11 protein-coding genes are annotated in these 11110 nt (G+C 42.7%); 8 read left to right on the top strand and 3 right to left on the bottom strand.

The features are described 5' to 3' along the window. Together EI161_RS11400 and EI161_RS11395 are read left to right on the top strand one after the other, a co-directional pair. Window positions 1-177 (top strand): transposase (locus EI161_RS11400; protein WP_192529586.1); only part of this gene is annotated, 177 nt, incomplete at its 5' end. A 286-nt stretch (window positions 178-463) separates the two neighbouring features. Further along, window positions 464-1210, top strand: a complete 747-nt coding sequence (locus EI161_RS11395; RefSeq protein WP_192523843.1) for a hypothetical protein — start codon at window positions 464-466, stop codon at window positions 1208-1210. 124 nt (window positions 1211-1334) lie between these two features. Here EI161_RS11395 and EI161_RS11390 read toward each other — a convergent pair whose 3' ends face one another. Both EI161_RS11390 and EI161_RS11385 read right to left on the bottom strand, forming a co-directional pair. After that, on the bottom strand, window positions 1335-1856 hold the full coding sequence (locus tag EI161_RS11390; RefSeq protein WP_192523842.1) for an Rrf2 family transcriptional regulator: 522 nt from the start codon (window positions 1854-1856) through the stop codon (window positions 1335-1337). A 172-nt stretch (window positions 1857-2028) separates the two neighbouring features. Continuing rightward, on the bottom strand, window positions 2029-3270 hold the full coding sequence (locus EI161_RS11385; protein ID WP_192523841.1) for an NnrS family protein: 1242 nt from the start codon (window positions 3268-3270) through the stop codon (window positions 2029-2031). A 285-nt stretch (window positions 3271-3555) separates the two neighbouring features. On the opposite strand from EI161_RS11385, the gene EI161_RS11380 reads away from it, so the two are divergent. Next, the gene (locus EI161_RS11380) at window positions 3556-3783 is read left to right on the top strand and encodes a hypothetical protein (RefSeq protein WP_192523840.1); all 228 of its coding nucleotides are present in this window, start codon (window positions 3556-3558) and stop codon (window positions 3781-3783) included. Window positions 3784-4089: 306 nt separating this feature from the next. On the opposite strand, the gene EI161_RS11375 is transcribed toward EI161_RS11380, so the two are convergent. Beyond that, a complete protein-coding gene (locus tag EI161_RS11375) occupies window positions 4090-5580 on the bottom strand; it encodes an aldehyde dehydrogenase family protein (RefSeq protein WP_192523839.1) in 1491 nt (496 codons plus the stop codon). 300 nt (window positions 5581-5880) lie between these two features. Here EI161_RS11375 and EI161_RS11370 point away from each other — a divergent pair, with 300 nt between their 5' ends. The 5 genes from EI161_RS11370 to EI161_RS11350 all read left to right on the top strand — a co-directional run bounded on the left by EI161_RS11370 (window position 5881) and on the right by EI161_RS11350 (window position 10836). Further along, entirely contained in the window at window positions 5881-6483 is a 603-nt protein-coding gene (locus tag EI161_RS11370) for a TetR/AcrR family transcriptional regulator (RefSeq protein ID WP_192523838.1), read from the top strand. 216 nt (window positions 6484-6699) lie between these two features. Beyond that, on the top strand, window positions 6700-7914 hold the full coding sequence (locus tag EI161_RS11365; protein WP_192529585.1) for an iron-containing alcohol dehydrogenase: 1215 nt from the start codon (window positions 6700-6702) through the stop codon (window positions 7912-7914). Window positions 7915-8046: 132 nt separating this feature from the next. Continuing rightward, on the top strand, window positions 8047-9108 hold the full coding sequence (locus EI161_RS11360) for an NADP-dependent oxidoreductase (protein WP_192529584.1): 1062 nt from the start codon (window positions 8047-8049) through the stop codon (window positions 9106-9108). A 355-nt stretch (window positions 9109-9463) separates the two neighbouring features. Further along, window positions 9464-10141 (top strand): type 1 glutamine amidotransferase domain-containing protein, encoded by a 678-nt coding sequence (locus EI161_RS11355; RefSeq protein ID WP_192529583.1) that lies wholly within the window; start codon window positions 9464-9466, stop codon window positions 10139-10141. Window positions 10142-10206: 65 nt separating this feature from the next. Next, a complete protein-coding gene (locus EI161_RS11350; protein ID WP_192529582.1) occupies window positions 10207-10836 on the top strand; it encodes a glutathione S-transferase family protein in 630 nt (209 codons plus the stop codon). Window positions 10837-11110 lie beyond the last annotated feature (274 nt).

Raw genomic sequence — 11110 nt, 5'->3', positions numbered from 1 at the left:
ACTCAGTCTTCTAACGACCATATGGACTGGGACTTATATAAAGCGAGGCATCTAGTAGAAAATGCTTTCGCCAAACTAAAACAGTATAGGGCGGTTGCCACCAGATTTGATAAGCTCAAGCAGAGTTATGAAAATACAGTCGCTCTTGCTTGTGCTTATATCTGGCTCAAATTATGAATGTTCAACACGCCCTAATAATGACACCCGCTTTGATAGGTTTTTATGTGATAATGAAAATTATAATAATAGCCCGCGCATCTCGGCTTACGACTATAAAAACTGTTGATAATCGGCTGATTATATATAAATAAACATTTTCTAATTTTTACACATATACATTACTTCTATCTTTTTTATTATAGACTTTGCGTGCTTAAAAAAACATAATCAAAAGCGTCAATGTCAATCATCAGAATTCATCACTAAAATAATTTGATAAAATAAATTCTAAGGATAAGTATCAATGAGCGATAAAATACATGATTTGGGGTCAGGTTTTTGGAATATACGCGGCTCATTTCGCATTGGTGGTGTCTTAAATATTGGCACCCAATGCTCACTAGTGAAGCTAGACTCGGGGCGCTTTGTATTTTTGGACAGCTACGCGCTCACTGATGAGGTACGCAATAAAATCATGGCATTGACCAATAATGGGCAAGATGTCGAAGCGGTACTAAACGTACATCCTTTTCATACCGTTCATTGTGCGCAAATGGCAAAAGACTTCCCGCAAGCGACATTTTATGGCAGCAGCCGTCATCATAAAAAAATTCCTGAAGTACAGTGGGCAGACGATTTGGTCGAAAGTAATGCTGTCGCTCAGCGCTACCCTGAGCTTGAGTTCTCAATGTCAGAGGGCATCCATTACATCTCACCCAATGAGATGATTCATGCAGGCTCACTATTGGCATACCATCCTGCCAGCCAAAGCCTACACGTCGACGATACTTTTATGAGCCCACCGATGAAGCTATTAGAGGCGGTACTGCCCGAGCTAATACTACACCCAACGACCAAAAAAGCACTAAAAAATGAGCCAAACGCAGGTAAGCAATATTGTGATTGGGCAACCCATTTGGCCCATGAATGGCGCGATGTGCGCAACTTCTGCGCTGCACATTCGTACTTAGTGACGTTTAACACAGGTGAGTTTGAAGTGGCACTATTAAAAGCGATTGATAAAGCTCGTCCAAAGTTAGAAAATGCTTAGCTTCTGACGTATGCTACCAATGTAGAAAAGAAAGAAGGTTGCCAAATGAAGTTGCCAAGTAAAATAACCCCCATAAGTTGGACAAACTTATGGGGGTTATTTAAATAATGCTACTCGAAATAAATTACGCTCGAAACAGTAATGTTGTCAGCTCATCCTGATTATTAATAATATCTGCCAATGTATAACCCTCAAGGACTTTAAGAAATGCGGTTAGCGCCTCAAAGAACACCCCTTTTAGTTGGCATGCTGGGCTAATCACACAGCCTGATGATTTATGCTTTGTTTCATCGATAAGGGTGATCGGCAGGCCTGCCGAATGCACATGACGACCGTCATTACTACCATCATTCTCTGGTGTCGCAAAGCACTCGACCAAATCAAAATCAGGTTCTATCTGTTTAATCAGTACGCCCAAATTGATGTCTTTAGGCGCACATGCCAAGCGTATTCCGCCATTCTTACCGCGCACGCTCTCTATATAACCCAGCTGACCCAATTGGTGAATAATCTTGGTCAAATGACTTTTAGAAATACCATAACTATCGGCAATATCACTGATGTTTGCGAGTAATGGTGGCTCTGGTCTCACGGCTAAATAGATTAACGAGCGCAGTGCATAATCACTATAATTGGTTAGTCGCATTTATGTGCGCTCCTATTTCATATAAATTTTTCAAATATTTATCGGCCTAAACTCCGGCATTTAAACCTTATCGTACTCATAGAATCGTATCTATGCCACATAAATTCAAGTAGCCAGTAAATCGATCTTGATAAAAAGAGTCGCTTTTTGGCAACGGTAGCATTACAACGCTCTAGCCAAACAAACCATCGGGTCTAGGACGCGCCAGCAGCGGCAAATAACTGATACAAAACAGCACGAAGCAAGCAATCCATGCGCCTTGAGCAATCATAATCCATAATAGATAATGACTCATATCGGCTAGTGGCAACAGCACTCGGCTAACAAACACCAGCACCATCAAACCATACATAAAGTTTACCGTTTTGGGTGGCTGATGAATGCTGCGTCCCGTATGCCCAAGCGAGACCCGGGTCATCATCGCTACCGTCATCATCCCCACACCAGAAATCGCCAGCCCATGCATAGCCATACTATGAGTATAGCCTAACCACGGTTGTAGCGCGTACAGTAAGAAACTCAAACACATACCCAAGAACGCGATATATAGCGACCAAAGCAATGGTTTTTGCCAAATCCTGCGATGGTACCACCCTACTAAGCGAACGATATTAACCACTGCGACGCCAAGCGCCGTAATCGTCAGCAAGTACTTATTAGGGTAAAATAAATCACTGATAAAAAAGGCTAAAAAGAACAATAAGCTTGCGACATCTTGTACGTTACTATTACGCAGCTTAATGACTTCCGTCGTCCCCATACTCAGACCACGCTCAATAAAGAATGGCACCACGCGGCGGCCAATAGTCAAAACCAAACCAATGATTAAATAAAAACCCAGATAGATGCCTATTTTGGTCATATTCATATCGGCATTGATAACACCCCAATAGCAAAGCCCATTACCGAGGGTTAGTAATACCAGTTTTGCTAAGATACCCATTTGCTTGTATTGCTTAACCTGTAATACCGCTCGTGATATCACCCATGCCATGGTGCCTATAAATAATAAATCAAACACTGCCGCTGCATATAGCAACGATATACTGCTACCAGCAACCGTCAAGCCAAGCCCAAAGCCTATCCAACCAAGACGTCCCAGCAACCAACAGCCAAATATGCCCAGTAGCTTGTAGCCATGCGGCATCATTACCCCTGTCCAAGTCTTCACCGCGGTCAGCAAAAACCCTGCGATGACCGCCAATGCATAACCATAAACCATCTCGTGGCCGTGCCAATACAGCGGATTTAATACTTGTGCGTCAATATCTGTATGACCCGTAAATACAAAAGCCCATAGCACCATTGTTAACACCGCAAATAGCGCGGCAGCACTAAAAAATATGCGAAAGCTCAAATTAAGAATAGGGTGTGGAGAGCTAGGTGGCTTGCTAGGTAAACTGATTGATTGCATAGCGATCTTCTTAGGATTGATTTTGTCTTAGTTTTATCGTTAACTTCGTAACATTCATTTTAAATGAATGTTACAGATTATTCAATCTGTTTAACACTATATAGTTGATGTACTTTAACATAGCCCTGCCAGTGCCATGGCTGAATGTTCAACACGCCCTAGCCATTTTTTAATCCATCTAGATGTCCACCGTTTGAATTGGGGGCACGCTCTAGGTTATTCTAGTCATAAGCATTGACACTCGTCAACCTGACTGCTTAAATGGTTTATACTTAGGAGAATGTCATGACTGAAAAACACACTTTGACTGAAAGGCATAAAATCATCAATAAATTTTTGATGAAACTGACCAAAGAAGCGCCACAGATGTATTATGCCCCGACATCTGAAGTCGCTCGCAGTATCCATATCATGATAAAAGAGCACACCAACCGCTTATCGGTAGAAGAACAAGCGCTGGTCAAGCATATGACTATCGAAGAAATTCAGGATACCTTAGGCTTTCATTTGTAAATAAAAACGCAAGAAGTAGCATAACACCCTCTCTTATGGATAAAAAAATACTGCCATTATGGCAGTATTTTTTTATATTCAAGCGCTAAGCCACAAGCCAAGAATACAGGCTTAAGACAGGCAAGCTTGGAATGACCAATCCTAAAACGCCTAACATTAGAACAGATATAGTTGATTCACTTTAAAAGCGATACGAGTACTACTGGAGTAAATTTTTCGCAGCCTCTGTCACGCAAGCAAGAGAAATTTATAACAGTGGCACTTGGCTAACAACGTATCGACTTTATTTAGAACTACCTATAGCTACTAGAATGGATAGTCGCGTGGCTCATGTTGCATCGAAATCCAATGCGTTCTGGTGAATTCTTCTAGTACCCACTCACCATTGAAACGGCCAATACCTGAATTTTTCTCACCGCCAAATGGTACGTTACTTTCATCGTTCACAGAGACATCGTTGATATGTGTCATGCCCGCTCTAATGCCACGAGCGAAGCGCAACCCTTTTGCCATATCTTTTGTGAACACAGCGCTAGACAGACCATACATGGAGTCATTGGCTATCGATAGTGCATCATCTTCGTCTTTGGCACGAATGATGCCAACCAATGGCCCAAACACTTCATGGCGTGACAAATCCATCTCTCGGGTGACATTGGTAAAGATATGCGGAGGCACTAGCTGACCTTTAATCTCACCGCTCAATAGCATTTTGGCACCTTCTTGCTGTGCTTTAGCGATTTTGTCTTTGAGTGATTCAACTTGTTTTTCATTGATGATTGGACCGACTGCCGTGTCTTTTTTGTTAGGATCGCCAACGTTTAAGGTTTTAACATGAGCCAAGAAACGCTCAACAAAATCATCATAAATCTCATCTTCAACGATAATGCGATTGATAGCGATACAGATTTGTCCTTGATGGAGAAACTTACCAAAGACCGCTGCTTTGACCGCTTGCTCAATATCAGCGTCTTTTAGTACCACAAATGGACTGTTGCCCCCTAATTCAAGCGCTACTTGCTTGATGTAATCGCCACCATTGGCCAGCTCGCCAATATGCTTGCCGACTGAGGTTGAGCCAGTGAACGATACCAAGCTTGGGATATCATGGGTCACGATAGCATCGCCTATTTCGCTACCAGCACCAACGACGACGTTGAGCAGTCCTTTTGGCAGACCTGCCTCTTCAAATACTTTTGCGAGCAGTAAACCACCAGTAATTGGCGTATCACTTGCGGGCTTTAATACGACTGCATTGCCAAGGGCTAATGCTGGCGCGATAGAACGCTGGGTCAAATGTAGCGGGAAATTCCATGGGCTGATAACGGCGACGACTCCGATTGGCTCACGATAAATGAAATTTTCTTTGCCAGGGGTGTTAGATGGGCGAATCTCGCCATGCACACGGTTAGGGAAAGTTGCAGCCTCAAGCGTAATCGCCCGCGCATTACCAAACTCTGCCAGCGCTTTAATGCGCGTGCTGCCAGACTCTTTGATAAGCCAATCGACAACTTCATCTTGACGCTGATCTAAGATATTGACCACGCTATATAGAACAGAAGCACGCTCGATTGGGGTTTTTTGCGCCCATTCTTTTTGTGCTGCATTGGCGGCTTTATAAGCCTCATCCAGCTGCTTATCCGTGGCTTGCTGAATCTCTACTAGCGTATCGCCATTGTATGGATTGACATTGGTATTGACGCTATCATCTTTACCGCTTTGCCACTCCCCTGCGATATATTGCAGGTGAAAATTCTTATAAGCATTGGCTTTAGTGCTATTGGTATCAGTTGACATAATTATCCTTATTTATTTATTTGTTTTTTTGACTTTAAATGAAGCTTTATAGCTAGCAAATCAAAACGCAACTTGCTAGACGACTGGTCTAATGCTACCATAGAGGCACTAAAAGCGAGAAGCATTTGTCATTAAGTATTGTTGAAAAACGTAACCTTAAAAGTAATCTTAAAAAATGCCCGCTTATAATCAGCTTATAAATAAAGACAAGATCTAAGGTTAATAGAAGTCTTAATGAATCACATTTATACCATCTAAACAACCTTATACTATCTAACATCCTAGGAGGACATTACCCGTATGTCTGCTCAATCAACCACCATTGCACCCGATACAAAAACCCACCTATTAGAAATAGGCTATCAGCTGATCGCCAAAAAGGGTTTCACGGCTGTCGGTATCAAACAGATACTAGACACAGCAGGTGTACCTAAAGGCTCGTTTTATCATTACTTCGCCTCAAAGGAAGCTTTTGGGGAAGCCATTATCAGTCACTACTTTACCAATTATAAGGCGCGTTTAGATAGCATCGCCCATCAGAACGTTGATGCTCAGCAAAAGCTCTACAATTACTTTCAGAACTGGTATGACACCCAGCAAAATGGCTGTGATCATGAAAAATGCTTGGTGGTCAAGCTCAGCGCTGAGGTAGCTGATATGTCAGAGCCCATGCGCATAGCGCTCAATGCTGGCTATCAGCAAACCATCGCTTGGCTTAGTGAACAAATCAAAGCGGGTTGGGCAGACAACTCTGTGCCACAGCCTGAAAACATAGCGGCCGAAAGCATGGCCAAGCGCTGGTACTTTGCTTGGCTTGGCGCCAGCTTAATTGCCAAAATCAGTCAAACCAATACCCCGCTTGCAGAAGTATGGCAAATGACCACCTCACAAATGGGACGCTAATGCTATTAGCAACATTTTAGCGATTCATCAGTACACGACACAGCCTAAAATAATCGAGTTATAAGAGAGTTTTGTAAATACTACTAGACGACTGGTCTATTTAATGTACAATGCCTCCAGATGCAAAAAACGAAATGGCTAATTTGCTACTGACATTTTTGCGACTCATATACTTAATACACCTCTAATAAATCTACAATTAACATTAGGATTCTTATGAATAACTTTCAATATTACAATCCAGTACGTATCGTCTTCGGTGAAGAACAAATCAAACAACTTTCAGACTTAGTCCCAAGTGATGCCCGCGTACTTATCACTTATGGTGGCGGTTCAGCACAGCGCACAGGCACACTAGACGAAGTAAAAGACGCGTTAGCAGCGAGCGGTAACCGTGAAGTATTTGAGTTTGGTGGTATCGAACCAAACCCCGAATTCACTACCCTATTGAAAGCTGCTGATATGGTCAATGAGCACAATATCGACTTCTTACTCGCGGTCGGTGGCGGCTCAGTTATCGATGGCAGTAAGTTTGTCGCGTTGGTGTCTTCACTAACCGAAAACAACGGCGCTGTCTCACGTGATAAAGCATGGGAGGCACTCACCAGCTATTGCAAAAATATCGATTCTGCCATCGACTTGGGCGCAGTATTGACCATTCCAGCCACTGGCTCTGAGATGAATTCGGGCGGCGTGGTCAATCATAGCGAACGCCAAGCAAAACTGCCCTTTGGTAACCCATTAGCTTTCCCTAAATTCTCGATTTTAGATCCGACTAAAACCTTAACACTACCTAAGCGTCAAGTGATGAACGGGGTTGCTGATGCTTTTGTCCACGTCATTGAGCAGTATTTGACTTATCCCGTCAATGCCAAAGTACAAGATGCCTTTGCCGAAAGCTTGCTTAAGATTTTGATTGAAGAAGGCGCAGCGGTTAAAGCGGATCCAGAAAATTTAGAAACACGTAAGAATATTATGTGGACGGCCACGATGGCGCTGAATGGTCTAATCGGTACAGGGGTTCCACAAGATTGGACGACGCATATGATCGGTCACGAGCTGACTTCACTACACGCTATTGACCATGCACGTACACTGACGATCGTCTTGCCATCTGTGATGCGTGAGCTCAAAGACAGCAAAAAAGACAAGCTATTGCAATATGCACGTAACGTCTGGAATATTGAAAGCGACGCCAGCCAAAATGACGACGATGTTATTGAAGCCGCTATTGTTAAGACTGAAAAATTCTTCCGTGAGCTTGGGTTGCCAGTGAGCTTAGCTGATGCAGAATTAGATGAATCAGCCATTGATCCTATTATTAAACAGCTAGAAGCACACAAAATGGTCAAGCTGGGTGAGCACGGTAAGAATGACTTAGCAGTATCGCGCCGTATTCTACAACGTGCCGTGACTAGTAAAGCATCTTAAGAAGAAACACCGTAGTAATAAGCAGTACATATAGCCATGCTATTTATGGTAGTCATTCAGTACTTAGTAACCATTCAGTACTTAGTACAGTAGATTCAACTTAAAACCAATAAATAAAAAAAGGAGCCTGCTATGAGCTTTGATAATAATTTTAAAGAGCAGCAAAACCAACAAACCAACCGTCAAATCAAGCTTGCCAGCCGCCCCACAGGTGAGCCAAAAGCGGAAAACTTTGACATGGCAACGGGTGATATTCCAACGCCAAATAACAATGAGATGCTGCTGCGTACCGTCTATTTGTCATTAGATCCGTACATGCGCGGACGTATGAGTGATGCCAAAAGCTATGCTGACCCATTAGAAGTGGGCGATGTCATCATGGGGGCGACCGTTGCCCAAGTCGTTGAATCTAATATCGATAAATTTGCGGTGGGCGACTTGGTGGTCTCAAACTCAGGCTGGCAGGACTATAGCGTCAGTGATGGCGAAGGCGTTCTCAAGTTAGACAAAGACATGCCAAACCCTTCTTATGGTTTAGGCGTATTAGGTATGCCAGGCTTCACCGGTTACATGGGTTTGACTGACATTGGTCAACCGAAAAAAGGCGAAACATTAGTTGTCGCTGCAGCGACTGGCCCAGTCGGTGCGACTGTCGGTCAAGTCGGTCATCAGTATGACGTGCGTGCTGTCGGTATCGCTGGCGGTAAAGAGAAATGTGACTTCGCGGTTAATGATCTGGGCTTTGATATTTGTATCGATCATAAAGCCGATGACTTTGCCGAGCAACTAAAAGCCGCTTGCCCAGATGGTATCGATATTTATTATGAAAACGTCGGCGGCAAAGTATTTGATGCCGTTATGCCATTATTAAATGCCCATGCGCGTATCCCAGTTTGTGGATTGGTCTCGCAATATAACGCCACCGAGCTACCTGATGGCAAGGATCGTTTGAGTATATTAATGGGTCTTATCTTAAGTCAGCGCCTCACGGTCAAAGGCTTTATCATCTTTGAAGAATATGGCGATCATTTCCCTGAATTCTTAAAAACCATGAGCAAATGGGTTGAGTCGGGCGATGTGAAAACCAAAGAGCACATCACCGATGGCTTAGATAGCGCGCCAAACGCCTTTGTTGGTATGCTGAACGGTGATAACTTTGGTAAAACCGTGATCAAGGTATCCGACGTTAAGTAGTTACGTTCAAATAACCACTTAACAACATAACTGGTTAAGACAACTACTGAAAAGTGTTATCAAAAAATGAATACTGGTAATAATTATCGTCGCGGCAATATACTTTAAACATACTTAATGGATATAGCTGATCCACTTTAAAACCGATACGAGTGCTACTGAAAAAGTGCTACTGGGGTAAATTTTCGCAGCCTCTGTCACGCTTGTAAGCAGCAAGCAAAATATATAACAGTAGCACTGTGGCTAACAACGTATCGATTTTATTTAGCACTACCTATAGCCTGATTTAGTCGCGCATGATTGTTAACCCTTTAATTTGACTTTAATTAAATACGAACAATAAATAAGGATAATTATGAATATTTTAATGGTACTTACTTCACATGATAAATTGGGCGATACGGGTAAAAAAACTGGCTTTTGGCTAGAAGAATTTGCGGCACCTTACTATGCATTTCTTGATGCAGGCGCCAATGTGACCCTCGCCTCGCCTGCTGGCGGTCAGCCACCACTTGATCCTAGTAGTGATACTGAAGACACACAGACAAAAGACACCAAGCGTTTTAAAGAGGATAAAGATGCTCAAGAGCACCTCGCTCATACCAAAAAACTCGCTGACATGAAAGCAGAAGACTTTGACTCCGTGTTTTATCCTGGCGGCCATGGTCCATTATGGGATTTGGCTGTCGATAAAAACTCTATCAATTTGATTGAGACTTTCGTTAAGCAAGACAAGCCAGTGGCTTTTGTTTGTCATTCGCCAGCGGCACTAAAAAATGTCAAAGTTGACGGTGAGTACTTAGTGAAAGGTAAAACAGTGACAGGCTTCACTAATACCGAAGAAGAGGGCGTTCAGCTGACTGATGTCGTGCCTTTCTTATTAGAAGACGTATTAAAAGCCAATGGCGGCAACTATAAAAAAGGCGATGACTGGGAATCCTTTGTGGTGGAAGACGGTCTGCTGATTACCGGTCAAAACCCTGCTTCCTCAGAAGAAGCTGCTAAGCGCTTAATCACCAAGCTTAAAGGCTAATACTGCTTAAAGATGCCTATAATAAATTAGACTTCTATCATAAACTATGCAACAAGGTCTCTATCATGATTCGCTTACATCACCTCAATCAATCACGCTCATTACGTATTTTATGGCTGCTAGAAGAGCTAGGCGTACCCTATGAGATTGTTAGCCATCAGCGCGATGCCAAAACGCATTTAGCACCAGACAGTTTAAAAGCCGTACATCCACTCGGTAAGTCTCCAGTTATCGAGATGGATGGCAAGATTTATGCTGAGTCGGGCGCTATCACTGAGCTATTGATTGAGCGGTTTGCGCCAGAGCGTTTACGTCCTGCGACAGATAGCCTAGATTACGGTTACTACCTGCAATGGATTAACTTTGCTGAGAGCTCCTTGATGTTACCTTTATTGCTGGAGTTATTCACCAAAAAAGCAGGTATTGTCGATAATGAGTTTTTAGAGGGCTATATCAGTCAAGAAAAACACAAACTGCTGAGCTACTTAGATGACGAGGTTGCCAACAAATCGTTTATCGTTGGCTATAAGCTTAGCGGTGCTGATTTTATGCTGTCTTTTGATTTAATTATGTTGGCCAAGCGCAATGAGTTAGAAAATTATCCGCATATTAAGCAATACGCTTTGCAACTGACCAGCCTCGATAGTTATCAGCGCGCCATGCGCTTAGAGATGAACTACGATCAATCAATCTAGAATCATGGTTTGATTGGCTACTTAATGGTTTGATTTATAACAAACAGCTCTTATAGAGCTGTTTTTTTGTATCTAACGAACAGTACTCAAGAAAAATTGGTAGCGGTAATGAAACATTATGATTGGTTAAACTTAAATAAATTAGGGGTACATAGAGAGTTTCCCAAACTCTGTGTAACTGCTTATAATCCACTAACAGGAGAATAAGCAATGACTAACCAATCTGACATCAAGAAACTGGCTGAGCAAATGGCCAGCAGCATGAAAAGCTTCG

The sequence above is a fragment of the Psychrobacter sp. FME5 genome (assembly GCF_014861375.1).
Taxonomy (GTDB): Bacteria; Pseudomonadota; Gammaproteobacteria; order Pseudomonadales; family Moraxellaceae; genus Psychrobacter.
Note: the sequence above shows the minus strand (reverse complement) of the source record. Positions and strands in the feature narration are given on the sequence as shown.

Bases quoted from the DNA above. Each gene is read 5' to 3' on its own strand.
- EI161_RS11395 (WP_192523843.1), top strand. From the start codon at position 464: ATGAGCGATAAAATACATGATTTGGGGTCAGGTTTTTGGAATATACGC.
- EI161_RS11390 (WP_192523842.1), bottom strand. From the start codon at position 1,856: ATGCGACTAACCAATTATAGTGATTATGCACTGCGCTCGTTAATCTAT.
- EI161_RS11385 (WP_192523841.1), bottom strand. From the start codon at position 3,270: ATGCAATCAATCAGTTTACCTAGCAAGCCACCTAGCTCTCCACACCCT.
- EI161_RS11380 (WP_192523840.1), top strand. From the start codon at position 3,556: ATGACTGAAAAACACACTTTGACTGAAAGGCATAAAATCATCAATAAA.
- EI161_RS11375 (WP_192523839.1), bottom strand. From the start codon at position 5,580: ATGTCAACTGATACCAATAGCACTAAAGCCAATGCTTATAAGAATTTT.
- EI161_RS11370 (WP_192523838.1), top strand. From the start codon at position 5,881: ATGTCTGCTCAATCAACCACCATTGCACCCGATACAAAAACCCACCTA.
- EI161_RS11365 (WP_192529585.1), top strand. From the start codon at position 6,700: ATGAATAACTTTCAATATTACAATCCAGTACGTATCGTCTTCGGTGAA.
- EI161_RS11360 (WP_192529584.1), top strand. From the start codon at position 8,047: ATGAGCTTTGATAATAATTTTAAAGAGCAGCAAAACCAACAAACCAAC.
- EI161_RS11355 (WP_192529583.1), top strand. From the start codon at position 9,464: ATGAATATTTTAATGGTACTTACTTCACATGATAAATTGGGCGATACG.
- EI161_RS11350 (WP_192529582.1), top strand. From the start codon at position 10,207: ATGATTCGCTTACATCACCTCAATCAATCACGCTCATTACGTATTTTA.